At 72.0% G+C, this 26,230-nt stretch carries 19 protein-coding genes; 8 read left to right on the top strand and 11 right to left on the bottom strand.

All coding sequences use genetic code 11. From position 1 onward, the window contains the following. Window positions 1-399: 399 nt before the first annotated feature. On the top strand, window positions 400-1,605 hold the full coding sequence (locus tag NDW01_RS33975; protein WP_252828441.1) for an NAD(P)/FAD-dependent oxidoreductase: 1,206 nt from the start codon (window positions 400-402) through the stop codon (window positions 1,603-1,605). Further along, entirely contained in the window at window positions 1,602-2,498 is an 897-nt protein-coding gene (locus NDW01_RS33970) for an RNA polymerase sigma-70 factor (RefSeq protein WP_252828440.1), read from the top strand. Before NDW01_RS33975 ends, NDW01_RS33970 begins: the two co-directional genes overlap by 4 nt. Before the next feature lie 257 nt (window positions 2,499-2,755). On the opposite strand, the gene NDW01_RS33965 is transcribed toward NDW01_RS33970, so the two are convergent. The 5 genes from NDW01_RS33965 to NDW01_RS33950 all read right to left on the bottom strand — a co-directional run bounded on the left by NDW01_RS33965 (window position 2,756) and on the right by NDW01_RS33950 (window position 8,755). Further along, window positions 2,756-3,040 (bottom strand): hypothetical protein, encoded by a 285-nt coding sequence (locus NDW01_RS33965; protein ID WP_252828439.1) that lies wholly within the window; start codon window positions 3,038-3,040, stop codon window positions 2,756-2,758. 24 nt (window positions 3,041-3,064) lie between these two features. Then, window positions 3,065-4,072, bottom strand: coding sequence for an acetylserotonin O-methyltransferase (locus tag NDW01_RS33960; RefSeq protein WP_252828438.1), 1,008 nt, complete (start codon window positions 4,070-4,072; stop codon window positions 3,065-3,067). A gap of 55 nt (window positions 4,073-4,127) precedes the next feature. After that, window positions 4,128-6,812, bottom strand: a complete 2,685-nt coding sequence (locus tag NDW01_RS33955; protein WP_252828437.1) for an AfsR/SARP family transcriptional regulator — start codon at window positions 6,810-6,812, stop codon at window positions 4,128-4,130. 4 nt (window positions 6,813-6,816) lie between these two features. Beyond that, on the bottom strand, window positions 6,817-7,029 hold the full coding sequence (locus tag NDW01_RS44525) for an SAM-dependent methyltransferase (RefSeq protein WP_406567784.1): 213 nt from the start codon (window positions 7,027-7,029) through the stop codon (window positions 6,817-6,819). Between the two features lie 604 nt (window positions 7,030-7,633). Further along, window positions 7,634-8,755, bottom strand: a complete 1,122-nt coding sequence (locus NDW01_RS33950; protein ID WP_252828471.1) for a sensor histidine kinase — start codon at window positions 8,753-8,755, stop codon at window positions 7,634-7,636. Window positions 8,756-9,473: 718 nt separating this feature from the next. On the opposite strand from NDW01_RS33950, the gene NDW01_RS33945 reads away from it, so the two are divergent. From NDW01_RS33945 to NDW01_RS33930, 4 genes are all read left to right on the top strand, one after another. Next, a complete protein-coding gene (locus tag NDW01_RS33945) occupies window positions 9,474-11,210 on the top strand; it encodes a substrate-binding domain-containing protein (protein WP_252828436.1) in 1,737 nt (578 codons plus the stop codon). A gap of 161 nt (window positions 11,211-11,371) precedes the next feature. Then, on the top strand, window positions 11,372-13,111 hold the full coding sequence (locus NDW01_RS33940; RefSeq protein ID WP_308211837.1) for a fatty acyl-AMP ligase: 1,740 nt from the start codon (window positions 11,372-11,374) through the stop codon (window positions 13,109-13,111). A 13-nt stretch (window positions 13,112-13,124) separates the two neighbouring features. Beyond that, window positions 13,125-15,857: an MMPL family transporter gene (locus NDW01_RS33935; RefSeq protein WP_252828435.1), complete on the top strand. Its 2,733-nt coding sequence runs from the start codon at window positions 13,125-13,127 to the stop codon at window positions 15,855-15,857. 2 nt (window positions 15,858-15,859) lie between these two features. Further along, complete coding sequence (locus NDW01_RS33930) at window positions 15,860-16,894, top strand: alpha/beta hydrolase (RefSeq protein ID WP_252828434.1); 1,035 nt, start codon at window positions 15,860-15,862, stop codon at window positions 16,892-16,894. 404 nt (window positions 16,895-17,298) lie between these two features. On the opposite strand, the gene NDW01_RS33925 is transcribed toward NDW01_RS33930, so the two are convergent. The 3 genes from NDW01_RS33925 to NDW01_RS33915 form a co-directional block, all read right to left on the bottom strand. Further along, window positions 17,299-17,841: a DUF4240 domain-containing protein gene (locus NDW01_RS33925; protein ID WP_252828433.1), complete on the bottom strand. Its 543-nt coding sequence runs from the start codon at window positions 17,839-17,841 to the stop codon at window positions 17,299-17,301. A gap of 426 nt (window positions 17,842-18,267) precedes the next feature. Next, complete coding sequence (locus tag NDW01_RS33920; protein WP_252828432.1) at window positions 18,268-19,032, bottom strand: NYN domain-containing protein; 765 nt, start codon at window positions 19,030-19,032, stop codon at window positions 18,268-18,270. A 113-nt stretch (window positions 19,033-19,145) separates the two neighbouring features. Continuing rightward, entirely contained in the window at window positions 19,146-19,727 is a 582-nt protein-coding gene (locus NDW01_RS33915) for a TetR/AcrR family transcriptional regulator (protein ID WP_252828431.1), read from the bottom strand. Window positions 19,728-19,832: 105 nt separating this feature from the next. Between NDW01_RS33915 and NDW01_RS33910 the strand changes: the two genes are divergently transcribed. Together NDW01_RS33910 and NDW01_RS33905 are read left to right on the top strand one after the other, a co-directional pair. Continuing rightward, window positions 19,833-20,744 (top strand): NmrA family NAD(P)-binding protein, encoded by a 912-nt coding sequence (locus tag NDW01_RS33910; RefSeq protein ID WP_252828430.1) that lies wholly within the window; start codon window positions 19,833-19,835, stop codon window positions 20,742-20,744. A gap of 154 nt (window positions 20,745-20,898) precedes the next feature. After that, window positions 20,899-21,546, top strand: coding sequence for a hypothetical protein (locus NDW01_RS33905; RefSeq protein ID WP_252828429.1), 648 nt, complete (start codon window positions 20,899-20,901; stop codon window positions 21,544-21,546). Here the strand turns inward: NDW01_RS33905 and NDW01_RS33900 are convergent. Genes NDW01_RS33900 through NDW01_RS33890 form a run of 3 tightly spaced genes read right to left on the bottom strand, consistent with a single transcriptional unit; the run spans window position 21,539 to window position 26,212 of the window. Further along, window positions 21,539-22,285 (bottom strand): thioesterase II family protein, encoded by a 747-nt coding sequence (locus NDW01_RS33900; RefSeq protein ID WP_252828428.1) that lies wholly within the window; start codon window positions 22,283-22,285, stop codon window positions 21,539-21,541. The genes NDW01_RS33905 and NDW01_RS33900 overlap by 8 nt on opposite strands. 1 nt (window position 22,286) lies before the next feature. Beyond that, complete coding sequence (locus NDW01_RS33895; RefSeq protein ID WP_252781055.1) at window positions 22,287-22,508, bottom strand: MbtH family protein; 222 nt, start codon at window positions 22,506-22,508, stop codon at window positions 22,287-22,289. Continuing rightward, entirely contained in the window at window positions 22,505-26,212 is a 3,708-nt protein-coding gene (locus NDW01_RS33890; RefSeq protein WP_252828427.1) for an amino acid adenylation domain-containing protein, read from the bottom strand. Before NDW01_RS33890 ends, NDW01_RS33895 begins: the two co-directional genes overlap by 4 nt. Between the last annotated feature and the right edge of the window lie 18 nt (window positions 26,213-26,230).

Genomic DNA, 26,230 nt, shown 5'->3' with positions numbered 1-26,230 from the left:
TGTCAACGTCCGCTTGATCTTCGTGGCTTCATGCTCCGGGACTCTGGGCGTACCGTAGATAATGAGCGGCGCACATCCATCCTGGCCGCCCGGGCAGTACGCCTTGGCATACGCGTGTGCGTGGCCAGAAGCGATGACAACGCGCCATCCAGCGGCCTCTAAGTCGCGGATCGCTGCGAGGATCTCCTTGGCGGGCATGTTGCGTACAGTACAACTACTGTTGTGCCCAGCCGAACATCTTCCATGCATCCGGCCACTCGATCTTCATCGTTGACGCGCCCCCTCACGCAGCCCTGAGGCAGCCGGCCGCTGCTGTTCTGAGGCTTGGGTCAAAACGCATGTCACAACCGTGGATCACGCGGTGTCTTGAGGCCGAATCCCTGAGACGGAGGAGACACCATGGCCGAGAACACCGAGGTCCTCGTGGTCGGCGGCGGGTACGCGGGCGTCATGGCCGCGAATCGCCTGACGCAGCGCGACGACGTGACCGTGACGCTCGTCAACCCGCGCCCGGCGTTCGTGGAGCGGATCCGCCTGCACCAACTGGTGGGCGGATCCGACGACGCGGTCGTCGACTACCGGAAGGTCCTGGCCGACGGCGTGCGGCTGGTGGTCGACACCGTGACCCGGATCGACGCGGCCGGGCTCTGCGTGACCCTGGCGGCCGGCGGCACGGTCGGCTACGACTATCTGGTCTACGCGGTGGGCAGCGACAGCACCGACGCGGAAGTGCCCGGAGTCGCGGAGTTCGCCCATCCGATCGCCACCCTGGAGGAGGCGCAGCGGCTGCGGCCGGTCCTCGACGCCGCGCCCGCGTCGACCGCGGTGACGGTCGTCGGAGCCGGTCCGGCGGGCATCGAGACCGCGGCGGAACTGGCGGAGGAGGGCCGCACGGTGACCCTGGTCTGCGGCGGGGAGCTCGGCCCGTACCTGCATCCCCGGGGCCGGCGCTCGGTCGCCCGGCGGCTGGCCCGGCTCGGCGTGACCGTGCTCGACGGCCCCGGCACGAACGTGACCGCCGTGACCCACGATGGGGTGCGGCTCGGCGACGGTCGCGAACTGCCGAGCGGTCCGACCATCTGGACCGCCGGGTTCGGCGTGCCGGACCTGGCCGCGCGCAGCGGGCTGCGCACCGACGCGTTGGGCCGCCTGCTCACCGACGAGACGCTGACGAGCGTGGACGACGTGCGGATCATCGCGGCCGGGGACTCGGCGGCGCCGTCGGGCCTGCCGTTCCGGATGGGCTGCCAGTCCGCGGTCCAGCTGGGCCCGCAGGCCGCCGAGACGGTGCTCAGCCGGATCGCGGGTGAGCGGCCGACGCCCGTCAGCGTCGGGTTCGCCGGGCAGTGCATCAGCCTGGGGCGCCGCTTCGGCGTCTTCCAATTCTCCCACCGGAACGACACCGCGACGAGGTTCCACCTCGGCGGCCGCGTGGGCGCGAAGGCCAAGGAGTTCGTGTGCCGGAGCACCGTCTGGCAGCTGGGGTACGAGGCGCGCAGGCCCGGCGTGCGAACCTGGTGGGCCAAGGACGCCGAGCGCCGGCGGCTGCTGGAGGCACGGGGCGGCGAGGCGCCGATCACCACCGAACGGGCGGCCCAGGCATGAGCGACCACACCACCGACCCCGCGACCGAGGCCTTCGTCGCCCACCGCAACCTGCTCTTCACCGTCGCGTACGAGATGCTCGGATCGGCGGCCGACGCCGAGGACGTCCTTCAGGAGACCTGGCTGCGCTGGGTCAGGACCGACCTCGACCAGGTGCGCGACGAACGCGCCTACCTGGTCCGGATCACGACGCGGCAGTCGCTCAACCGGCTGCGCACGATGAAGCGCCGCAAGGAGGCGTACGTCGGCCCCTGGCTGCCCGAGCCCCTCCTCACCGCGCCGGACGTCGCCGAGGACGTCGAACTCGCCGAGAGCATGTCGATGGCGCTCATGCTCGTCCTCGAGACGCTGGGCCCGACCGAGCGCGCCGTCTTCGTGCTGCGCGAGGCCTTCGACGTCGGCTACGACGAGATCGCGGCCGCCGTCGGCAAGAGCCCCGCGGCCGTCCGCCAGATCGCCCACCGCGCCCGCAAGCACGTCGATGCCCGGCGTCCCCGCGAGGCGGTTCCGCCGAGCCAGGCCCGGGCGGCCCTGGAGTCGTTCCGGCGCGCGCTCGAGACCGGGAACCCGCAGGCCCTCCTCGACGTGCTCGCCCCCGACGTCGTCCTGGTGAGCGACGGCGGCGGCGTCAAGCAGGCCGCGCTGCGGCCGATCACCGGTGCCGAGAAGATCGTCCGCTACATGCTCGGCGGCATCGGCAAGACCAAGGCCGCGATCACCGCCGAACCCACCGTGGTCAACGGCGGCCCGGCGCTCCTCATCCGGGTGGACGGCGAGATCGACGGCGCCATGGCGATCCGCGTCGAGAACGCCCGCATCACCGGCCTGTACTACGTCCGCAACCCGGAGAAACTGACCCACGTCGATTCCGAGACCCCGCTCACCCTCCGATGACCACCGCGGGCGGAAGCGCCGCTGATCACGGTACCCCGGCCCGGCGAACCGCCCCGACGGCTGCTTCTCAGTGACGTCGCGGTTCAGCGCAATGCTTTCGCGAGTGCGCGATTGATCCGGGTGTCGCGGTCTCGGTAAGAGGCGATCGACTCATAGCCGACCCCGGAGGCGACGTGCGCATAGGGAGCAGCAGGCGCCAGGGATCATGAGCAGGGCCGGCGCGGCGAGCGGGGCCACGGAGAGGGGCAAGGCGCCGGTCAGGCCTTGCGGCTCAGTTCCTCCACGAAGTCGGCCAGCTCGACGGCGGCGTCATGCGCCTCATCACCGGCCGGCACTTCTGTGGCGGCACGGAACTTGCGCACGAGCCGGTCGAGCGTCTCGCGAGCGTCTCCGCTGATCGGCTCCAAGAACATCTCGGTCCCGGTGCTGATCTCGACAGGCTCGCGGTCGTCGTAGGCCGCGACCAGGTACGCGCGGCCGCGCGGGGAGATTTCCGCCACGCGATAGACGGTGTCGGGGGCGATCTCGCCGCTGTACTCCACCTCCAGAGGCTCTATCTCCGGTGCTCAGAGCGGGGTGGCCTCGATGATCGAGAACGGGGACGGCCGGGGGACGATTCGGTCGAGGTGGAAGCCGCCGGCGGTCAGCAGGTCGGTGAACTCGTCGGCGGTGCGTTCCCGGCCGGCCGTGCCGCCCAGCATGGTCAGGTCGACCAGCTTCATGGGGTGCGGCGTGTCGTCGGCCGGCATCACACCTTCGACGACCAGTAGCCGGGAATCGGGCGCGGCGGACCGGCGGATCGTCTGGAGGATGCGGACCGCGTCGTCGTCGTTCCAGTCGTGCAGGACGAAGCTGAGCAGGTAGACGTCGGCGGCGGGCACCTCGGTGAAGAAGTCGCCGGCGACCGCCTCCACCCGGTCGGCCAGGCCGCGTGTGATCATCGTCTCGGCCGCGATCGGCGCGACGGCGGGCTTGTCGAAGACGATGCCGTGCCGGTCCGGGTGGCTGGTGAAGAGCTCGGCGAGCAGGCTGCCGTCGGCGCCGCCGATGTCGGCCACCACTTTGCCCGGGGGCAGATCGTAGCCGTCGAACAGGCCTGTGCGCATGGTGCCGGTGACGTCGGCCATGGCACGGGCGAACAGGGCGGCGCGTTCCGGGTCGGCGGAGATCCAGTCGAAGGGCGGCTGGCCGAGGTAGTGCTCAGTGGCCGGTTCGCCGGTGCGTACGGTGTGCAGGAGGTCGCTGAACGGCAGGTACTGCTGTTCCATCCACATCTCGGCGACGTTGGCCTGCGTCTGCGGGTGGTTGTGGGACAGCGTCGCGCCCAGCGGCGTGGTCTCCACGCGGCCGTCCTCGGTGGTGCGGAACAGCCCGAGCATGCCCAGCGTGCGGATCACCCGGCCGAGCGGCTGAGGCGACGCGCCACTGCGTTGCGCCAGGTCGGCCATGCTGAGCGGCCCGTCGTCGAGCATGGTGCAGATGCCCAGCTTGGCCACCACGTACAGGGCCTGGGAGACCTGAAAGCCGGCCAGCAGCTGGGTCATCACGGCGCTGGGGGGTGGTTGTTCATTCATGAGACGAGGTCCTTCCGAGTTTCGGCGTCGGAGACCATTCTCGGAAGGCGCGCGTCTACGAATCGTGGACGCGGCGTAGACGATCTTTCAGCTGAGCGACGAGCGCGGGGGCACGCGGATCGTCGGCGTCCGCGAGCAGGACCAAGGCCTCCCGGTACGTATCCCCGGCACGCCCGGCGTCGAGCGTCTCAGCGAGCGAGCGCAACGAGTCCGCCGCCCGGAACACCGCTCCCCGCTCGCGGTAGATCTTCACCGCCTGCCGGTAGCTCGCCTCGGCCGCGGCCCGGGCGCCCGTGCCGGCCTGGACGTACCCGAGGGTGTCGTAGGTGTCGGCCAGCGCGTACGGTCCGAGGCTGCTGCCGAGGGTGATGGCTTCACGGGCGTACGCGAGCGCCGCCTCGAACCGTCCGAGAACGGCGTTGTCCCAGCTCACCGCGTTCAGTGCGGCGGCGCGCCGCCCTGGGTCGGCGCCGGGCGGATAGAGGTCGAGCACCCGCAGCGCCTCGGCCAGCGACGCCTCCAAGTCGCCCTCTAGCTCCAGCACGTATGCGATCTGGCGCCGGCAGTCGGCGATGGCCTCGCGATCGCCGTCGGCCGTGAAGATGGCGAGCGCGAACCGCAACCGGTCCGTCGCGGCTCGAAAGCGGCCCATGTTGGTGTCGGCGTGCGCGATTCCGCGCAGGCTGTGCGCGATGGCGAGCGGATCGCCGGTACGTTCGGCGGCGGCCAGCCCGATCTCCTGGGCCGACTGCAGGTGATGCCAGAGCCCGTGCCGGTTCAGGTAGTCGCGCAGCACCCACGCCAGCTGCCAGGCGTGCCGGTCGAACCCGAGCCGGGCGGCGTGGTCGAGCGCGCTCAGCAGCACCGGGTGCTCGGCGTCGAACCAGGTCGCGTCCGGTTCCGGGCATACGACGCCGGCCGCCGGTGGGTCGATCGGCACGCGGTAGCGGGCCGGGAAGGCGGAGATCGCCGCCGCGTACGACATGTGCAGGTAATAGTCGAGCATGCGGTGCACCGCGGCGCGGTCCGGCTCCGATCCGGCCCTCTCCCGGGCGAACTCGCGGACCAGGCCGTGCATCGTGTACCGGCCGGGCCGATGCTCGTCGAGCAGGTGCACCGAGGCGAGCTCGGCCAGGGCGCCGCCGACCGGCCGGCCCAGGAGGGCGGCGGCCGCGCCGCCGGTGAGGTCGGGGCCGGGATGCGCGGCGAGCAGCCGGAACACGTCGGCCGCGTGCTCGCCGAGTGCGTCGTAGGACCAGGACAGGGCCGCTCGGACGTCGACGGTCGCGTCCGGCGTGCGCAACGCGTCCAGCGCGCTCCGGGACTCGCGCAACTCGCCGGCGATCGCGGCCAGCGGCAGGTGCTCGTGCGTGACCGCCCGCGCGGCCACCACCGCCAGGGCCAGCGGCAGGCGGCCGCAGAGTTCGACGATGTCACGTACCGCGGCCGGTTCCGCCGCGGCCCGTTCGGCCCCGAGACGTCCGGCCACCAGGGCGACGGCCTCGTCCACGTCCGGCGGCCGCACCCGGATCAGCCGGGCGCCGGTACGCGCGATCAGGCCGGACAGCGTACTGCGGCTGGTCACCAGCACGACCGAGTCACCGTCGCCGGGCAGCAGATCCTGGACCTGTTCGGCGCTTCCGGCGTCGTCCAGCACGATCAGCATCCGCCGGCCGGCCAGTGCGGTCCGGAACCGGCCCGCCCGTGCGGCAGGGTCGGCCGGGATGTCGGCGGCCGGGACGCCGAGCGTCAGCAGGAACCCGTGCAGCACGTCGGCCGGTTCCGCCGGGGCACGGCCGGGGGCGTATCCGCGCAGGTCGGCGTAGAGCTGGCCATCGTCGAAGCGGGCCGCGTGCCGGTGCGCCCAGCGCAGCGCCAGCGTGGTCTTGCCGACTCCGGCCAGCCCCGCGATCACCAGGATCCGGGCCGGACCCGGGTCCTGTCGCAGCTCGTGCTCGCGGCCGACGAAGACCGCCGGGACGGCCGGCAGCTGGGCCGGGCGGGGACGGTCGCCCGTACTCATCAGCTCGGGGTCGGCCCGCAGCATGCGGGTGTAGAGGTCCTGCAGTTCGGGCCCGGGATCGACGCCCAGCTCGGTGTCGAGCAGCCGACGGCACTCGTGGTAGGCGGCGATCGCGTCGGCCTGGCGCCCGAGCCGGTAGAGGACGGTCATCAGCAGCCGGCGCAGATACTCATCCAGCGGGTGGGCGGCGACCAGCGCGTACAGCTCGGGCTCGAGCGGCCGGAGCAGCCCAAGCTCCAGATCGATCTCGAGCCGGGCGACGAGCGCGGCCCGGTGCTGCTTTTCCAGGGCGACCCGTCGACGGTCGGCGCCGGGACCGACGACGCCGGCGAGCGCCGGACCACGCCACAAGTCCAGCCCTTCGCGCAGCAGCGCGGCGGCCGTCGACCGGTCACCGGCCGCCCGGGTGTGATCCGCCTCGGCCACCAGTGCCTCGAAGCGATCGAGGTCGAGCGTCGCACCGGCGCTGTACCCATGCGGCGACGAGGTGACGGCCAGCCCTGACCGCCGCAGCCGGTGCACGTAGGTCCGGATGATCGCGGCGGCGCTGACCGGCGCATCCCCGTCCCAGAGCTCGTCGATCAGGTCGGCGGTGGTGGCCGGTGCGCCCCGGCGCAGCACCAGCGCGACGAGGAGTGCCTGTTGCTGCGGCGACCCTGTCGGTACCTCCCCGGCCTCGCCGCGTACGACGAGCGGCCCCAACACGTTGGCCCGCATGCGCTCACCCCCCTCGCGCCTCGTGATTCTGCCATGCCGGCAGTTCCCAACCCGCTTTCCGTGCGATGGCACCGACGAGTTCGATCTTTACTTCCGGAGCTTCCTGCTCGGGGTGCCATTCCCTGACGTCGACCAGTCCAGGTTCGACGAGATCGAAGCCTTCGAAGAACTGGAGGACTTCTTCGCTCGAACATGCCGGTCGTCTCGGGCAGCACACAAAGGGTGGTCACGTACATGAGGCGGCGGTAGCCGAGAGCCGCGAAGTTGGCCCAGATCGCGCTGAGATCACGCTCGGTGATCCGCGACCGGTCGGGGTCGCACGCGGGCGCCGGATGCACCTGCCCCATGAAGTCCCCGTCGATGATCGCACGAGAGACCTCGGCAGCCCGCAACCGCGCCGAGACCTCCCACCCCACCGTGGTCTTGCCGACGCCGGAGCGTCCTCCCATGAGCAGTGCCTGCGCCTGATCCATGAACGCAGAATGGCGGTCCTCGGCCTCCTCCCGCGATCGATATTCTCCGCCGCGTCCACGCGAGCCGCGGACGGCGCGCCTCCTCCGCCGCCCAGGATGGCGAGTCCCGCCGCTCACCCGCATTGATGCGCGCCTGCGCGACTATCCGGGTAGTGCCGCGGCGATCTGTGGGGTGAGCAGGTCCCGCACTTCGGAGTACGCCAGGGTGATCCCGTAGTAGGGACATTCGCTTCCCGCATGCGACCAGCTGAGGATGGTCGCGCTGTGCAGCACGGTGGCGGCCTTGCGGGCAGCGTCTTCTCCGGCGTCGGTGATGACGTCGAAGGTGGTGACCGCGATGCGGTCGTGTCAGGGCGGGGCCAGGGGGAGCGTGGCGTGGATCAGGAAGCCGCCGCCGGGGCGGCCGGTCGCGGTGAGGGTGCCGCCGACGGCGGTGGCGCGTTCGCGCATGCCGCGGATGCCGTTGCCCTCGCCGGCGGCGGGGCCGCGCCCGTCGTCGGTGATCTCCACGGTCACCCGGTCCGGGTCGTACCGGACCAGGACGGTCGCGGTCGCCGGGCCGGCGTGCCGTACGGCGTTGGTGAGCGCCTCCTGGACGATGCGGTAGGCGGCCAGGTCGACCGGTGACGGCAGGGGCGCGCGCTCGCCGGAGACGGTGAGGTCGACGGGCAGTCCGGCCTTCCTTGTCTGGGCGATCAGGTCTTCCAGGTGGTCGAGCGACGGCGCGGGGGCCAGCGGCTGGGCCTCGTCGACCTGGCGGAGGACGCCGAGGGTCGTGCGCAGTTCCCGCAGCGTCTCCTTGCTCGCGTCCTTGATCGCGCTGAGCGCGGCGTACGCCTGTTCGGGGTCGCGCCGGTGCAGGGCGGCGCCCGCCTGCACGTTGATCAGTGAGATCTTGTGCGCGAGGACGTCGTGCAGTTCGCGGGCGATGCGCAGGCGTTCCTCGGTGGCGCGCCGCAGGGCCTCCTCCTCGCGGGTGCGCTCCGCCTCGGCGAGCCGTCGCCGTGCCTCGCTCAGGTACGCCCGGTGGTAGCGCGTCACCTCGCCCGCGATGACGACGACGAGCACCCAGGCGAGGACGCCGAGGAACCGCGCGGGGCGGCCCGGCCCGATCGCGAACTCGGCCCATCCGAACACCGAGAGCCCTGCCGCGGTTCCGACGTACGCGGCGATCCGCTGCCCCTGTGCCGCCGCGAGGTACGAGGCGACGGCGAACGTGAGCATCTCCGCGCCGTCCGGGAACGGGCCGATGTAGTAGTACGCCGTCGAGACCCCGACGACGGTGACGGCGAGGACCGGCGCCCGGCGGCGGACGGCGAGCGCGGCGACGCCGACGGCCATCATGGCGTACGCGCGGGCGTGGACGGGGCGGAAACCTCCCGCGTGCCACACGGTGCTGAGGGCCACGAGCACCCCGACGACCGCGGCCAGCAGGATGTCGGCGCGCTGTCCGCGCGGCAGCCGGGGCATTCTCACGTCTTGCACCGTAATGCAGCGCTTCCGGGTGTCCTCGGGGTGACCGGTAGGGGAAATGTTATGCCTCGTTACTCAGCGCTGATTCATCATTTAGACCGTTTTGACACACTTGTCCCAGGCGCTACAGTTCCGCGTCGTATCACCGACAGTCGAAATGAGGACAGTCGTGCGCGGAAACCGCCGCAAGAGACCTGGTCGTGGCGGTATGTCGGAGTACGTGACCTTCGAGGAGTCGACATCGGCCGACGGTGAGGCCCCTCGCGACGGTGACACGCCCCCCGCACCGCCCGCGGACGGGTCCGAAGCGGCGAGCGGCGACGACGCGCCTCCGCGCGACCGGCGGAACGAGCCGTACGATGAGGCGCCCACGGGCGGACCTCGCGGACCGCGCGGCGAAGGGCCCGCCGGATGGCTTCCGTACGCCCCGGCGACTCCTCCGTATCCCGCTGAGGACGACGACGGCGGGCCCGCCGAGGCGCCGTCGGAGGTGACGCGCCCCGACCTGTTCGGGCACGACACCGCCGCCGGCGGTGAGCGCTCTGCCACCGGACCCCGCCAGACCATACGGCCCCGGGAGACGACAGGGCCTCACACCACCGCAGGATCCCGCGAGAGCACCGGGCCCCGGGAGCGGCCGGCGGTCTCCGCCGGGTTGGGCACGGCCGGTGCCGGGATCCGCCCTCCGGATCCCTGGGATCTCGGTCCCGGCGGCATGGAGCACGAGCGGGCCGCGCGGCGCCGTAGGATCCGTGCGCTGACCGGTCTGGTCGCGGGGGTCACCGTCGTGGTGCTCCTGGTCGGGGTGGCCGTGTACGCGCTGTCCGGCAAGCCGGAGTGCGGCGGCAGCCCGATCGCGCTGAACGTCGCCGCGGCGCCGGAGGTCGCGCCGGCCATCGTCGAGATCACCCGGACGTTCAACAAGGAACACCACTCCATCGACGGCAGGTGCGTCCAGGCCGGCGTGCAGGCGGCGGATCCGGCCGGAGTGGCCCGAACGCTCTCCGGCGCGGTGCCGGCACCGGGGACGGCCAGGCCGGATGTCTGGATCCCCGACTCCTCCATCTGGCTCGCCATGGCGCACGTCTCCTCGGGCGCGGCCGAGGGCGGTCCGGCTCCGCTCTCCGTGGCCAGGACCCCGGTCGTCGTCGCGACGACGCGCTCGCTCGCCACCGCGATGGCCGCGCAGAAGGTTCCGCTGAGCTGGGACACGCTGCTCAGGTCGGTGGCGTCGCCCTCCTCCGGCACCGGTGGGAAGGCCGGGATCTCGGCGAAGTCCGTCCGGCTGCAGATCCTCGATCCGGCGAGTCAGGCGGCCGGCATCGGCACGGTCGTCATGACCCGGGTCCTGCTGCAGCGCGACCCGAACGCGCTGTCGGTCTTCGGCCGGCTCGTCCAGGACGTGCGGAAGAACGTCTCGCCGACCACCCAGGCGTTGCTCGCCGGGATGGCACGGAACCAGGACGGCAGGGCGCCCGTGCTGATCGCTCCGGAGCAGGCGGTGTGGAAGTACAACCACGCCACGACCGCCCCGGCGGCCGTGCTCTATCCCCGCGAGGGCGTGCTCAGCCTCGACTACCCGTTCGCGGTGACCACCGGCGACCGTACCCGCGCCGGCGCCACGACCCTGCTGGCGCAGGCGATGAACACCGGACAGGCGCGGGCCGCCGTCCAGGCACTCGGTTTCCGCACCCCGGACGGCCGTCCCGGCCGGGACTTCGCCGCCGGTGGGCTGAACACCCAGGTCCCGCGGGCGCTGCCGACCCCGTCGGCCGACGACGTGACCCAGGCGATGCAGGTCTGGAGCAAGCTGTCGCTGACCGCCCGGGCGCTGTGCGTTCTCGACGTGTCGGGGTCGATGGCCGAGCCGGTCCGCGGCGGGGTGAGCCGCCTGCAGGCGACCGCGAAGATAGGAACGAGCGCACTGGCGACCCTGCCCGACGACACCGACGTCGGCCTGTGGACGTTCTCCACCAGACTGGACGGCAGCCGGGACTATCGCGTGGACGTGCCGATCGGGCCACTCTCGACCCGGTCGGGATCGGGCACGCGCCGTCAGGCGATCAACCACGTGCTCGGCCGGATCCGCCCGAAGCCGGACGGCGACACCGGTCTGTACGACACCGTGCTCGCGGCGGTCCGCTCGCTGCGCACCACCTACAAGCAGGGCTACTACAACAACGTCCTCCTGCTCACCGACGGCAGGAACGACGATCCCTCCGGCATCTCCCTCAAGGAGCTGCGGCGCACGCTCGCGAAGGAGAACGACCCCGACAAGCCGGTCCCGGTCCTGGCCATCGGCTTCGGCCCGTCCGTCGACATGAGGACGATGCAGAGCATCGCCGAGGAGACCAACGGCGCCGCGTACCACGCCATGGACTCGTCGGACGTGCAGCGGATCCTGCAGGAGATCATCGACCAGCGCATCTGCTCCACCCGGAAGTGCCGCTGAGCCCTGCGGCTCTTCCGCTTGTCACCGGCGTGACAAGGACGGTGCGGCGAATGTGGGCTCGGGGGCAAGTGGCGGCTTCGCGTACTGCGATAGCTTCACGCGGTCACGATGATCACGGGTGGTGTCGGCCTTGCGGCCGTGGCGAGGCAGGGAGTGCGGACGTGGCACTGAGTGGTCGGCCTCTGGAGCCCGGAGCCCTGGACGAACCGCTCATCGCGGCGGTGGCCCGCAGGGCGGCCGAGATGCCGTCCGCGCCGGCCCTGACCTTCGTCGACTACGCCGCCGACCCGGCGGGCGAGCGGCAGGAGCTCACCTGGGGGCAGATGCACCGGCGGGCGCGCGCGATCGCCGCCCGGCTGCGCGAGGTCGCCGAACCCGGTGAGCGCGTCGCGCTGCTCATGCCGCAGAGCCTGGAGTACCTCACCACGATGATCGGGGCGATGTACGCCCGGCTCATCGCCGTGCCGCTGTTCTCCCCGGACCTGCCGGGCCACGGCGACCGGCTGATCCGCTCGTACGGCGACGCGGACCCGTCCGTGGTGGTGACCGTGACGTCCGCGCTCCCGCAGGTGGAGCGCTTCCTGGACGAGCAGAGCGCGCCCCGGCCCAAGGACATCGTGCTGGCCGACACGGTGAACGTCTCGCTCGCCGCCTCCTGGCCGGGCGAGGAGATCGCCCTGGACGACGTGGCGTACCTGCAGTACACCTCCGGGTCGACCCGCGCGCCGGCCGGCGTGCAGATCACCCACCGGAACATCACCGCCAACGCGCTGCAGGTGTGGGCCGCGTACGAGGCGCGGCCGCGGGTGACGGTCGGCGTGAGCTGGCTGCCGCTGTTCCACGACATGGGGCTGATCCTGGCGCTGGCCCTGCCGCTGGTGCACGGCAACCACCTCGTCCTGACCGACCCGGTGGCGTTCGTGATGGAGCCGCTGCGCTGGCTGGAGCTGCTGTCCGAGCACGACGACGTGATCACGGCGGGGCCGAACTTCGCGTACGAGTACTGCGCCTCACGGGTCACCGAGGAGGAGAAGGCCCGGCTGCGGCTCGACGGCCTGTGGGTCGCGCTGAACGGCGCGGAGCCGATCCGGCCGGACACCGTGCGGATGTTCGCCGAGGCCTTCGCCTCGGCGGGGCTGCGGCCCGCCGCGCAGTCGCCGGGGTACGGCCTGGCCGAGGCGACGGTGTACGTCTCCAGCAAGACGCGGGGCGAGCCGCGGTTCACCGCGTTCGACCGGGTGGCGCTGGCCGGGGGCGAGGCGCGGCCCGGCGGCGACACCGTCCTGGTGTCCTGCGGCACGCCGACCGGCCAGCACGTGGCCGTCGTCGACCCGGAGTCGCGGATCGAACTGCCGGACGGCCGGGTCGGCGAGATCTGGGTGAACGGCCCGAACGTCTCACCCGGCTACTGGCGCAACCCCGGCAGGACCGCCGAGGTGTTCGGCGCCGTCCTGGATGACCCGGCCGGCGGGCTGCCCGCCGAGGGCTGGCTGCGCACCGGCGACCTCGGCGTCGTCCACGACGGCGAGCTGTACGTCACCGGCCGGATCAAGGACCTCATCATCGTCGACGGCCGCAACCACTATCCCCAGGATGTGGAGGTCAGCACGCAGGAGGCGCACGAGGGGATCCGGCGCGACCACGTGGCGGCGTTCGCGCTCGCCGGCGAGGACGGCGAACGGGTCGTCGTCGTCGCCGAACGCGCTCGGGGCGGCGAGGGCGTCCCCGTGGAGGACATCGCCCGCGCCGTACGGAGCGCCGTGAGCGCCGCCCACGAACTGCGGCTCGACGACTTCGTGCTCGTGGAGCCGGGCGGAGTTCCGCGCACGTCCAGCGGAAAGATCGCGCGCAGTGCCTGCCGGGAGCGGTACCTCGCCGGGACGCTGCCCGTGATCCGGTAGACGAAGGGCAGCGATGTTCGCCGGTCTGGGACGCCTCGTCCATCGACGACGGCTGAGCTGTCTCGCCCTGTGCCTGGCGTTCGCGGTCCTGTCCGGCATGTGGGGGTCGGGCGCGGTCGCGCGGCTGAAGAGCGGCGGCTTCGACGACCCGCACTCCTCGTCCTCGCTCGTGGCCAAGCTGTCCGCGCAGTACTTCAGCAACTCCACGCCCGACGTCTTCGTCATCTACCGCAGCGACCGGCTGACCATCGACGACCCGCGCTTCCGCGGCGCCGTCACCACGACCCTCGCCCGCCTGCCCCAGGACCGGATCCGGGGCGTCCTGACGTACTGGAGCCAGACGCCGCGCGTCGCCGAGCTGGCGTCCAAGGACCGGCACGCGACGTTCGCCGCCGTGCAGCTCGCCGGCGACGACTCGGCCAAGGCCGCCTCGTACGACGCCATCAAGGACCGGTTCGGCGCGCCGGGCCTGAGCGTACGGGTCGGCGGGGGCGTGCCGCTGGCCAAGGAGTTCAACACCCAGACGCAGGGCGACCTGGCCCGCGCGGAGACGATCTCCTTCCCGGTGCTGCTGGTCCTGATGCTGCTGGTGTTCGGCAGCCTCGGGTCGTTCTGGCTGCCGCTCGTCGTCGGCGCGTTCTCCATCGTCGGGGCGTTCACCGTCCTGCGGCTGCTGACGATGGTCACCGACGTCTCGTCCTTCAGCGCCGAGGTCATCACGATGATGGGCCTCGGCCTGGCGATCGACTACTCGCTGTTCATCGTCAACCGGTTCCGGGAGGAGCTGGCGCGCGGCGCCGACCGGCCGACGGCCCTGGCGAACACGATGGCGACGGCGGGCCGCACGATCGCGTTCTCCGGCATCACGGTGACGACGGCGCTCAGCGGCCTGCTGCTGTTCCCGCAGATGTTCCTGCGCTCGGTCGGCCTCGGCGGCATGGCGGTCGTCGCCGTCGCGATCGTCGGCGCGCTGGTCCTGCTGCCCGCGCTGCTCGCCCTCCTCGGCCCCCGCGTGGAGTTCGGCCGGATGCCCTGGCGCCGCCGGGCCCGCGAGGTCCGGCGCGACAGCGGCCCGTGGTACCGCCTGGCGACCAGCGTCATGCGCCACCCGATCCTGTACTTCGTCGGCGTCATGGTGGTCCTCGGCGCGGCGACCACGCCGTTCCTGCACGTGCGGTTCGGCACGACCGACGTGCGCGTGCTGCCCACGAGCAGCCCGAACCGCCGGCTGTACGAGGCGTTCCAGCGGGAGTTCCCGACCGGCTCGAAGGACCCGATCGACGTCGTCCTGTCCGGCGACCTCATCCCGAAGAACTTCGTGCCGTCGAAGAAGCGGCCGGTGCCGTCCTTCATCACCGACTACGAGGACCGGCTGCGGCACCTGCCCGGCGTCACCAGCGTGGAGATCACCGGATACGCCGACAAGTACGCCGCGGTGCGCATCTCCGTCCGCCACCGGTACGCCGCGATGAGCGACCAGGCCCGCGACCTCGTCCGCCGCATCCGCGCCGTCCCGCCGCAGCGCGAGGCCCTGTACGCCGACGTCGGCGGTTCCACGGCCGCCCAGATGGACATGATGGACAGCCTGCGGCGCGGCCTGCCCACGGTCGGCGCGGTGATCGGGCTGGTCACGTTCCTGCTGCTGTTCATGGCGTTCGGGTCGATCGTGCTGCCGCTCAAGGCCGTCGCCATGAACCTGCTGTCCCTCGGCGCGTCGTTCGGCGCGATCGTGTGGGGCTTCCAGGACGGCCACCTCGCGGGCCTGCTGCGCTTCACCCCGACCGGCACGACCGAGCCGACGACGATCATCCTCGTCCTGCTCACGGTCTTCGGGCTGTCGATGGACTACGAGGTGTTCCTGCTCAGCCGGGTCCGCGAGGAGTGGGACCGTACGGGGGACAACGCCCGGTCCGTCGCCATCGGCCTGCAGCGTACGGGCGGCATCATCTCCAGCGCCGCGGTGCTGTTCCTCGTGGTGATCGCGGTGTTCTCCACGGCGGAGATCACCCTGGTCAAGCTCATCGGCGTCGGGATGTTCGTGGCGATCGTCGTCGACGCCTCGCTCGTCCGGATGCTGCTCGTCCCGGCGACGATGCGCTTCCTCGGCCCGGCGAACTGGTGGCTGCCCCGCCCCCTGCGCGCCCTCCACTCCCGCATCGACCTCGGCGAACACGAGACCGAGGAGGAGCCGCCGCCGGCCGTGGGAGGCGCCGCGGGGGATTCGCCTGCCGTGGAGCGGGCCGCGGCCGAGGAGGACGCACCGGCCCCGGGCGAGACCTCGCCGCTGGAGCCCGCGCTGGTCGCGGCGGCCCCCGCGCCCAGGGCGCGGCGGCAGTCGCAGCGGCTGGCCGAACTGAGGGCGGAACGGAGGGCGCTGCGGTCGGCCCCGCAGCCCCCGGCCGTCCCCGGGCCGCCCGCCGCCGACGAGCCCGAGAGCACCGGCGAGCTCGAAAGCACCGGCACGCCGACGCGCGCCGAAGAGCTCGAGAGCCTGGGCGAGCCGACGCGCGCCGAAGAGCTCGAGAGCCTGGGCGAGCCGACGCTCACCGACGAGTCCGAGAACGCGGGCGAGCCGACGTTCGCCGACGAGATCCTGCGCCGGGTCGCGGCCGTCAACGGCCGGCCTCTGGCGTCCCGCGAGACATTCGAGGAGGCGGAAGGCGGCCCGAGCGCCCCCCGTCCCCAGCGAGAGATCGTTCCCAACCCGGACCGCCCCGGGTGGCACTGGAAGACACCGGAGGATTGAGCATGCCAGGAACTCCGCTCCGCCGCGCCATCGCGTCGACCATGGGTGCGGCCCTGGCCGTCGCCATGGCGGGTGCGTCGCCCGCCGACGCGGCGAGCAAGCCGAGCAACAAGGTGCCGACGACCGCCAAGGCGAGCGACGGGGCGCGCGTCACCTCGCAGAAGTGGCTCACCAGTCACGAGGTCGACCTGACGGTGAAGTCGGTCGCGCTCGGCCAGTCGGTCAAGGTGCGGATCCTGGTGCCGAAGGGCTGGAAGACCTCGACGACCAAGCGGTACCCGGTGCTGTACGCCCTGCACGGCGGCCGCGACCACTATCAGTCGTGGACCCGTAGCACCGACATCGAGACCTACGCGTACAAGTACAACGTCATGGTCGTCATGCCGGAGGGCGGCGTGAACGGCTCATATACGAACTGGTACAACTACGGCAAGTACGGCACCCCCGAGTGGGAGACCTTCCACACCACCGAGGTCCGCGAGATCGTGGAGCGCGCCTACCACGCCGGGACCGCGCGCGCCGTCATGGGCAACTCCTCCGGCGGCGAGGGCGCCATCACGTACGCCGAGCGCTACCCGGGCCTGTACCGGTACGCCGCCTCGTACAGCGGCGTGCTGTCGATCCGGTCGCCGGGCGTGCCCGCGCTGCTGATGTTCACGATCGTCGGCGCCAACGACGGCACGGACCCGTTCCGCATCTGGGGCGTGCCGGGCCTGGACGACGTGAACTGGCGTCAGCACGACCCGCTGTACCTCATCCAGCGGCTCAAGGGCACCGGCGTCTACATCTCGTCGGGCACGACCGGCAAGCCCGGCCCCGGCGACAACCCCAAGACCGCGCCCTGGGACATCGGCCTGCTCAGCGAGCGGATGGTCGGCGCCACGAACGTGACGTTCGCCCAGAAGGCCCAGGAGCTCCACGTTCCGATCACCTCGCACATCTACGGCGACGGCCGGCACTCCTGGCCCGCCTGGAAGCGCGAGATGCACACCGCCTGGCCCAAGATCATGGCCGCCATCGGCGCCAAGCGCGTCTGACCTCGCCGACTCGGCCCGCCGCATGAGCACCGCCGGTCGTGCGGCGGGCAGGGCCACACCTCGTCCCGGCCCTACGTGGGGCCTCAATCTACGACTGGGTGATCACACTGTGAAAGCGGACGGCAACATTCGGTCATAGGCCACTCGGCCCCAGGTCGAATGTTCCCGGGCCGCGCACCCCACGGCCTCGCGGTTCAGACGACCAGGGTCGAACGGAACAGGGCAGGCGGCACCTGATCCGAGGCCGTCTACTCAGGCGAGACGATTTCTGGTCCAGGCAGACACCTCAGAACGGGCAGCTCTCACCCCGCCGCCGCGAAGGCGGTCGGAGGCCACGGCCAGGTGCGTCTCTCCAGCACCGCGCGGGTGAACTGGTCGGCGCTCGCGAGAAGTCGAGGTTCGGGTCAGAAGTGCCAGCCGGCGGGATTCGAACATGATTCTCGTGTGATTCCCGAACCGGTTGCCGGGAAGCCGCCGAACCGCTCGCGGTGCAGGTGGGCGAAGAAGTAGCACATCTCCTCACATTCCGCATCGACCACGGCCATGTCGGGATTGCGGACCACCGCAGCGTAGTAGGCACGGCCGAGTGCGACGATGAAGCCTCGGGCATACAAGAAGCCGTCGTCGGAGCCATCGGTGACCGCTTGGATGTCTGCGCGGTCGATGTCATAGAGCTTTCGCTCAAGGACTCGATCAAAGTCGGTCAGCTCTGCCGCCGACAGTTCCCGACTCTGCTTCGCGAGGTTGCGCAGGAAGCCCTCGAGGGCACCATCGATGATGGAGACGAGCGCGGAGTCACCATCATCGTCCGGCACGCGGCCCGCCAATGCTCGCCGCGCCCGATCGACGTCGTCACCCAACGGTGCCCATGCCGCTTCAAGCAGGCCCCAAAAGCGCACTTCCTCATCCGGCGTCGGAAGGCGTTGATCATCCTGATCGGCAGTCATCCGCGGATGCTAATCATCCCCTCCGACAAACGCGACAACCCTTCTCTGACCTTCCGGTCGGACTTGGGCGACGACCGTTGACCCGCCACTCGCCGAGTCGGCGTCCTGATGCTTGTCATCGGTATTGACGGCGCAGAGGCCACAAGTCGGACGAAACCCGGTCGCTGCGACGGCAAGGAGGCAGTAGCGGCGGCCGAGTCGGCCGGTGACTTCCCAGGGCGTTCTCGCCGAGACGACACGCAGGCGTCAGGACGGTCGAGGTCCACTTCCGTTGGAAAGGCCGGCGCGGGGAGGAGTCCCTGAATCATGTCGTCCGAGGCCACGGCCAGGTGCGCGCTTCCAAGACCGCTCGGGTGAGTTGGTCGGTGTCGGCCGCCTCAACCGGCCGCCACAGCGCAGGACGCGAAGAGAGACCCGGCTGCAGCCTCATTTGCGGGTCAGGGGCGTGACGATCATGTCGCCGTGGCTGGAGGTCGTGACGGTCACGACGCCCTCCAGGCGGCCGAGGAACTCGCGGAAGCTGCGGCATTCGTAGTTCTTCTCGTCGAAGGACGGGTCCAGGGTGCGCATCTTCGACTTGAGCCAGGCGCCCTTCGCCTCGGGCGTCGCGCTCTCTTCTAACGCGGACAGGACGAGCCGTTTCGCCTCGGCGATCGGAAAAGTGTCGCCGATGGTCGCGCGGGCCACCGGGTCGACCTCCGCGACCAGCGTGCCCCAGTACTTGTACTCCGAGCAGTTGGCGATCAGGCGGTTGCTCGCGCTGGCCTCGGTGCCGATGCCGACGATGTGCTTGCCGAAGCCGCGCAGTTTCTTCACGAGCGGCGCGTAGTCGCTGTCCCCGGTGGCCAGCAGGAACGTCGTCACCTCGGGCCGGGTGAAGAGCACCTCCATCACGTCCACCGACATGTGGATGTCGACCGCGTTCTTCTGCTGCGCGCCGAGGCGTACGACCTGGATCGGGTCGATTCCGTTGAGGTCCAGGTCCTTGAGGAACCGCGCGAACTCCGGTTTCGACCAGTCGGCGTACGCCCGCCGGATCGACGCGTGCCCGTAGCGGCGGCACAGCCCTTCCAGCACTTTGTACGGCACCGGATTCGTCACCTGGCCGGGCAGCGCCGTCTTCGCGTTGATCGACAGATTCTCCAGGTCGATGAACAGTGCGACCTGGTCGTTCCCGTTGTTGTCCGCCATGGCGTTCCTTTCGGCGGGATCGGATGCCCTCGCGACAGATGAGACGCCGACGATCACGGAAAAGATGGCACCGTGAGCGAAGCGTGACGCTTTCGCGTACGGCCGGCATGGGGCTACCCGCGAGCGGTGACCACCGATGGGCTCACCCCTGCCACCACCAGTCCCAGCAATCGCTCCGCCTCGGCTGCCGCGTCCGGATGGCGCTCCGTCGCCAGCGCGATGCCCGTGATCAGCGTGAGGAGGTCGGATACGGCCACGCCGGGCGCCACCGCACCGGCTCGCTGTGCCCGCCGCAGCAGCGGCCCGCATGCCTGGATCAGTTGCGCCGAGCATGCGTTGTCGCCGCCGTCCTCCGGGTCGAGCAGCCCCTCCTGGGCCAGCGCGGCGGCCATCCCCCGCGCCGAGGCCGCGTACGCGGTGAACGCGCCGAGCCACTCCAGCAGCGCCGCTCGCGCGTCCGCCACCTCGGCCAACTCGCCGGCACGGGCGCACAGGGTCGCGATCCGCTCGCGGAAGACCGCCTCCAGCAGCGCGCGGCGGCCGGGGAAGTGCCGTCGCACGGTGGCGGAGCCGACCCCCGCCGTGCGGGCGATCTGCTCCAGGGAGGCGTCGGCGCCGTGCGCGGCGACCTCCTCCATGGCCACGGCGAGGATGCGCTCGTAGTTGCGCCGGGCATCCGCACGCTGGGCGGACATCGCGTCACCTCCGGGTTTGCATAAGTGGCGGGGCCCTCCATATATTACGGGGCCAGTAAGTGGCGGGCCCCGCCGTTTATCCGCCTGCACTCCCGAGGAGCAGCCATGCCCATCGATCCCGCACCGGTCCTCGTCACCGGCGCCACCGGCCGACAGGGCGGCGCCACCGCCCGCGCCCTGCTCGCGGCGGGCGTCCCCGTACGTGCGCTGGTCCGCGACCCGGCCACCGAGCGGGCCAGGGCCGTCGCGGCGCTCGGCGCCGAGCTGGTCACCGGCGACCTCGACGACCTCGATTCGGTACGCCGGGCCGCCGCCGGGACGCGTGCCGTCTTCTCCGTGCAGATGCCCGACATGAACGACCTCCAGGGTGACTCCGAGTGGGTCCAGGGACGCAATCTGATCGACGGCGCGCGCGACGCAGGGGTGGCGCAGTTCGTGCACACCTCCGTCTCCGGCGCCGGACAGCACCGGAACGCACCCGGCTGGGCGGATGGCCGCTGGGCGGCGCTGGAGCACTACTACGAGACCAAGACGGCACTCCAGGACCGGGTTCGTGAGGCGGGCTTTGAGCACTGGACACTGCTCAAACCGGCGTTCTTCATGGAGAACTTCCTCATGGACTTCCTGTTCCCCCACGGCATCGAGGGCGGAATCGTGACCGTCATCCAGCCCGGCACCAGGATTCCCCTCGTCGCCGTCGCCGATATCGGCACCGCGGCCGCGGCGGCCTTCGCCGCCCCGCAGCGGTTCCACACGGTCGAACTGGAGCTGGCGGGCGACCACTTGTCGATGACCGAGATCGCCGAGGTCCTCTCCGGCGTCCTGGGGACCGAGTTGACCGCGCCGTCCATGACGGCGGAGGAGGCCATCGCCGCCGGAATGCCGGAATGGACCGTTTCGCACATGTGGTACAACGAGGCCGACCAGCCCGCCCGCCCTGCGTACGCCCGCGCGCTCGGCCTGCCCCTCACCGGCTTCGCGGAGTGGGCCGAGCAGCATCTGCGGCGCACGCTCTGACGCTTTCGCGCGCAGACGACGAAGAGGCGTGCGAAGTTCGTGTGAAGACGATCACCGCGTTTCCGCTGATCAGACGGGTGTCATGACGAACCTCCGTCCATGCGCGGACATCTCCTTCAGTGTTCCGGATCTGATTCCGCTGGGAGGCTCACGAATGAAGCTCAAGCGCCTGCGTTCCGCCGCTGTCATCGCTTGCGGAGGCGGTCTGGTCGCCCTCTCCGTCACCGGGTGCAATGTCGGCGGGGACAAGCCGAAGCCCCCATTCGACGCGGAGCAGCCGTCGTCCAGCCCGACCGCGTCGTCGTCGTCCACCGGCCACAGCGGTGGGAACGCGGGAGGTACGGCGGGCCACGCGACGACGGCCTCGAACCGCGGAACCACGCCGACCTGCATGGCCGCCGAACTCCGTGCCGACCTTCAGGTGCAGAACTCCAACTCCGAGGAGAAGGGCATCGGCATGCTGATTCTGACCAACCGGTCGAATCACCAGTGCCTGATTCCGGCCGGGTGGGCGCCGATCGGCGCCGGCGGGCCGGACTACAGGCCGTTGCCGGCGACGCGCCTGAACTACCCCGGCAGGGGGAGGACGATCGCGCTGCGCGCCGGGAACTCGGTGTTCGCGGGAATGAAGTGGCACACCGGCCCGGACTGCGGCGGGGCCACCTCCGGCCTCGGCGTCGCCTGGAACAGCTCCTGGATCCCGCTCACGTACTCCGGGGACGGCGACCACAAGCCGCCGATCTGCGACTCCATCGTCCTGGGCACCATCCAGCCCATCACGGACGGCGTCAACTTCACCTGACCCGTCCGGCGAGACCCTCCTGGATCGCCGCCAGCAGCGCGTCCCGGTGCGGGAGCAGGTAGAAGTGGTCGCCGGGGTAGATCCGCAGCGCGAACGCGCCGGTGGTGACCTCGGCCCAGCGTTCGGCCTGCGCGGGCGTGACGATCGGGTCGGCGTCCGCGGTGAAGGCGGTGATCGGGACGTCGAGGGGCGGGCCCGGCGCGTGCCGGTAACTCTCCAGGAGCCGGAAGTCGCTCCGGATGTACGGGAGGACGAGTTCGCGCAGTTGCGGGTCGGCGAGAGCCTGCGCGTCCGTCCCGCCGAGCCGGACCAGCTCGGCGACGAGCACGTCGTCGTCCTTGTCGTGGAAGACCTCTCCGGCCGGTTTGACCGGGCGGTCGCCGGGGGCGCGGGAGGCGGAGACGAACAGGTGCGCCGGCGGGGTGCCGCGCGCGGCCAGCAGGCGGGCCGTCTCGTACGCGATGGTCGCTCCCATGCTGTGCCCGAACAGCGCGACCGGTCGGTCCAGCAGCGGCAGCAGCGCCTCCGTGACGGCGCGGGCGACCTCGACCGCGTCGTCGACGAGGGGCTCGAACAGCCGGTCCGCCCGGCCGGGGTACTCCGCGATGCGGACGTCGACCTCCGTGGCCGCCAGGGCCCAGGGCCGGTAGAACGCCGCCGACCCGCCCGCGTGGGGGAAGCAGATCAGCCGCGTGGCCGCGGCGGGCCGGGCCTGAAAGGTGCGGATCCAGCCCGGCACGTCAGCCCCTCTCGTGCTGTTCCATGGCCGCGATCAGGCTCTTCGGGCGCATGTCGGTCCAGTGCTCGTTGACGTAGTCGAGGCACGCCTGCCGGGTGTCCTCGCCGTGCGCGACGGTCCATCCCGCGGGGACGTCGGCGAACGTCGGCCACAGGGAGTGCTGCCCCTCCTCGTTGACGAGGACGAGGTACCGGCCGTCGGGGTCTTCGAACGGGTTGGTCATGGATCCAGACTCTCCTTCAACTTCGCGGCGATGTGGGCCAGTGGGCCGGGATCGGCCATCTCGGTGTGCGCGCAGTCGACCGCGTACGGCTCGACGCGGGCGGCGTACGGCGCCCACACGTCGGCGGGCGGCGCCTCGGTGTTGCGCGCGGCGGTGAACAGCAGCAGGTCCCCGTCGAACCGTCCGGGAACGAACCGCCGCCCGTTGCGCAGGGCGTTCAGGTAGGCGCGGTAGAGGCCCTCCAGGCGGTGGACGTCGATCCCGCCGAGCGCGCTGCCCTCCAGGAGACCGGCGACGTCCTCCGCCGTCACCTCCTCGGGCACCGCGAACCCGAGGTCGCGCAGCAGGTCGGGCAGCGGCACCTCGGCATCCGGGTCGCCGTCGAGGGGGTAGGCGTCCAGGAGCGCGAGGAGGGCGACCTGTTCGCCGCCGGCCCGCAGCCGTACGGCCATGGCGTGCGCGATCAGGCCGCCGAGCGACCAGCCCAGCAGGTGGTACGGGCCGTGGGGCTGGACGCCGCGGATGACGGCGACGTAGTCGGCGGCCATCTCCTCCACCGATCCGGGCAGGTCCTCGTCGCGGGCGATGCCGCGGGCCTGCAGGCCGTACACCGGCCGGTCCGGCAGGTGGCGCAGCAGCCCGGCGTACGACCAGGCCACGCCGACGGCGGGGTGCACGCAGAACAGCGGCGGCCGGTCGCCCCGCGCGCGCAGCGGCAGGAGCACGTCGAGCGGCGCGGTCCCGCCGGCGGGCGCCGCGTCGAGGCGGCCGGCGAGCGCCGCGACGGTCGGCGCCTCGAACACGGTACGGACCGGCAGGTCGGCGCCCAGCTCGGCGCGGACCCGGCCGGCCAGGCGGGTGGCGAGCAGGGAGTCGCCGCCGAGCTCGAAGAACCCGTCCTCGACCCCGACCCGGTCCAGGCCCAGGACCTCGGCGAACAGGCCGCACAGGACCTCCTCCAGCGGCCCCAGCGGCGGCCGGGAAACCCCGGAGACCTCCGGCGCGGGCAGCGCCGCGCGGTCGAGCTTGCCGCTCGGGCCGAGCGGGAGGGCGTCCAGGACGACGACGGCGGAGGGGACCAGGTGGCCGGGGAGGGTCCGCGCCGCCGCCCGCCGCAGCTCGGCCGGGTCGGCGTCGCCGGTGACGTACGCGACGAGGCGCCGGTCGCCCGGCCGATCCTCGCGGACGACGACGGCGGCCCGCCCGACGCCGTCCTGCCCGGCGAGCACCGCCTCGATCTCACCGGGCTCGATCCGGAAGCCGCGCACCTTGACCTGCGCGTCCGTACGGCCGAGGTACTCCAGGCGGCCGTCGGCCCGCCGCCGGACGAGGTCCCCGGTCCGGTACATCCGGCCCGGCCCGAACGGGCCGGCGACGAAGCGCTCGGCGGTCGGTGCGGGCCGGTTCAGGTAGCCGCGGGCCAGGCCGATCCCGGCGACGTACAGCTCACCGGGCACGCCGGGCGGGACGGGCCGCAGCCGCCCGTCGAGCACGTACACCCGCGCGCCGGTGATGGGCAGGCCGATCGTCGTGGCGTCGCCGGTGAGCGGCGCGCTCATCGTCGCGGCGACGGTGGTCTCCGTCGGCCCGTACGCGTTGATCATCCGGCGGCCGGGCGCCCAGCGTTCGACGAGGCCGGGCGGGCAGGACTCGCCGCCGACGACGAGGGTGCGCGGGTTCGCCGGGCCGTCGGCGTCGAGGCCCGCGAGCACGGCCGGGGCGACGAAGCCGTGCGTCACCTCCCGGAGCACGTCGCGGAGGGCCTCGCCGCCGTACACGTCCGGGGGCACGATCGTCACGGTCCCGCCCGAGGCGAGGCCCATCAGCAGCTCGAACACCGAGGCGTCGAAGCTCGGCGAGGAGAAGTGCAGCGTACGGTCGCCCGGCGCGAGGCCGAACCCCTCGATCTCGGTCGCGGCGAGGCTCGCCAGGCCCGCGTGCGAGACGACCACGCCCTTCGGCCGCCCGGTCGACCCGGAGGTGTAGATGACGTACGCCGCGTTCTCGGGCCGTACGGGCCGGGTCCGGACGTCGCGCCCGGCCGCCGGCGGGGACAGGCGCGGCCCGTCGTACGGGAGCGGCACGCCGGGTGGGGCGATCAGGCAGGCGGGCCGGGCGTCGTCGAGCATGAACGCGACGCGGTCCGGCGGATAGCCGGGGTCGATCGGCAGGTACGCGCCACCCGCCCGGCTCACGCCCAGGGCGGAGACGACGAAGTTCACCGACCGGGGCAGCGCGATCGCCACGATCGTCTCCGGGCCGACGCCCAGCGCGGTCAGCTCGCCGGCGAGCGCACCGGCCCGCGCCCACAGCTCCGCGTACGTGAGCGTCGTGTCCTCGCAGGTCACGGCGGGGGCGTCGGGCGTGCGCCCGACCCAGGTCCCGACCAGCTCCGGCAGCGTACGGGGCGGCGCGGCGGGCGGGCCGTCGGCCCAGTCGCCCAGGATCCGGTCGCGTTCGCCGGGCAGCAGAATGTCCAGGTCGCCGACGGGGGCGTCGGGGCGCGCGGCCATCGCGCGCAGCAGCCGCTCGACGCGGGCGAGCAGCAGCGCGGCCTCCGCGTCGTCGTACGCGTCGGGCCGGTGGTCGAGCCGCAGCCACAGCCGGTCGCCGCCGAGCGGCGCGGCGACCAGGGCGAGGGGGTAGTGCGTCGCGTCGAAGAGATCCACACGGGTCAGTCGTACGTCGCCGAGCGCGATATCCCCAGGCTGTGGATAGTTCTCGAACGCGGTCATCGTGTCGAACAGCGGCGTCCGGCTGATCTCGGTCAGCCCGGCGTGCTGGTGCGGGAACAGCTCGGCCTGCTCGTCCTGCAGCCGCGTGAGCAGCGCCGCGACGGACCGCTCCTCGTCGATCCGCACCCGGACCGGAACCGTGTTGACGAACAGCCCGACCATCCGCCCGACGCCGGGGATCTCCGGGGGACGGCCGGACACCGCCGCCCCGAACACCACGTCGTCGCGGCCGGTCAGCCGGGACAGCAGCAGCCCCCACGCGCCCTGGACCAGCGTGTTCGGGGTGAGCCCGTGCCGCCGGACCGCCGACAGGTCCAGCGCGACCTCGGTGGTGACCCGGCGCGGCGGCACCGGCGGCCCTGCCGCCGTCGCCGGTGCGACCAGCGTGGGCTCCTCGACGCCGTCGAGGGCCTTCGCCCAGGCCTCGCGGGCCGCCGTACGGTCCCGGCCGGCCAGCCACTCCAGGTACCGCTTGTACGGCGTGACGGGAGGAAGCGTGCCGCCGAGGTAGAGCGTGAAGAACTCCTCCGCGAGGACCGGCATCGACCAGCCGTCCAGGAGGATGTGGTGGCTCGTGACGATGAGCCGGTTCCGGTCCGGCCCGCCGGGGACCAGCGTGAACCGGAGCAGCGGCGGCCGCGCCAGGTCGAACGGCCGGGCGCGCTCCCGCTCGGCGACGGCGCCGGGGTCGCCGGTCGCCTCCTCCCAAGGCAGGGCGACCTCGCGGTGGACGAGCTGGACCGGTTCGCCGTTCTTGCGCTGCCGGAAGCCGCAGCGCAGGTTCGCGTGCCGGGCGAGCAGCGCGGACGCGGCGCGCTTCAGCGCGGCGACGTCCAGGGGGCCCTCCAGGTCGAGCACGAGCTGCGTCGCGTACAGGTCCCGGTCGTCCAGCGCGGCGTGGAAGTACAGCCCCTGCTGGAGCGGGGACAGCGGCAGGACGTCCTCCAGCCGCCCGCGTCCGGTCGTCACAGATCCTCCCGCCGCCCG

It is taken from the genome of Actinoallomurus soli (assembly GCF_024055715.1).
Classification (GTDB): domain Bacteria; phylum Actinomycetota; class Actinomycetes; order Streptosporangiales; family Streptosporangiaceae; genus Actinoallomurus; species Actinoallomurus soli.
The sequence above is the reverse complement of the archived record's forward strand: the minus strand, read 5'-3'. Positions and strand labels throughout refer to the sequence as shown.

Bases quoted from the DNA above. Each gene is read 5' to 3' on its own strand.
- NDW01_RS33975 (WP_252828441.1), top strand. From the start codon at position 400: ATGGCCGAGAACACCGAGGTCCTCGTGGTCGGCGGCGGGTACGCGGGC.
- NDW01_RS33970 (WP_252828440.1), top strand. From the start codon at position 1,602: ATGAGCGACCACACCACCGACCCCGCGACCGAGGCCTTCGTCGCCCAC.
- NDW01_RS33960 (WP_252828438.1), bottom strand. From the start codon at position 4,072: ATGAATGAACAACCACCCCCCAGCGCCGTGATGACCCAGCTGCTGGCC.
- NDW01_RS33955 (WP_252828437.1), bottom strand. From the start codon at position 6,812: ATGCGGGCCAACGTGTTGGGGCCGCTCGTCGTACGCGGCGAGGCCGGG.
- NDW01_RS33950 (WP_252828471.1), bottom strand. From the start codon at position 8,755: ATGCCCCGGCTGCCGCGCGGACAGCGCGCCGACATCCTGCTGGCCGCG.
- NDW01_RS33945 (WP_252828436.1), top strand. From the start codon at position 9,474: ATGGAGCACGAGCGGGCCGCGCGGCGCCGTAGGATCCGTGCGCTGACC.
- NDW01_RS33935 (WP_252828435.1), top strand. From the start codon at position 13,125: ATGTTCGCCGGTCTGGGACGCCTCGTCCATCGACGACGGCTGAGCTGT.
- NDW01_RS33930 (WP_252828434.1), top strand. From the start codon at position 15,860: ATGCCAGGAACTCCGCTCCGCCGCGCCATCGCGTCGACCATGGGTGCG.
- NDW01_RS33925 (WP_252828433.1), bottom strand. From the start codon at position 17,841: ATGACTGCCGATCAGGATGATCAACGCCTTCCGACGCCGGATGAGGAA.
- NDW01_RS33920 (WP_252828432.1), bottom strand. From the start codon at position 19,032: ATGGCGGACAACAACGGGAACGACCAGGTCGCACTGTTCATCGACCTG.
- NDW01_RS33915 (WP_252828431.1), bottom strand. From the start codon at position 19,727: ATGTCCGCCCAGCGTGCGGATGCCCGGCGCAACTACGAGCGCATCCTC.
- NDW01_RS33910 (WP_252828430.1), top strand. From the start codon at position 19,833: ATGCCCATCGATCCCGCACCGGTCCTCGTCACCGGCGCCACCGGCCGA.
- NDW01_RS33905 (WP_252828429.1), top strand. From the start codon at position 20,899: ATGAAGCTCAAGCGCCTGCGTTCCGCCGCTGTCATCGCTTGCGGAGGC.
- NDW01_RS33895 (WP_252781055.1), bottom strand. From the start codon at position 22,508: ATGACCAACCCGTTCGAAGACCCCGACGGCCGGTACCTCGTCCTCGTC.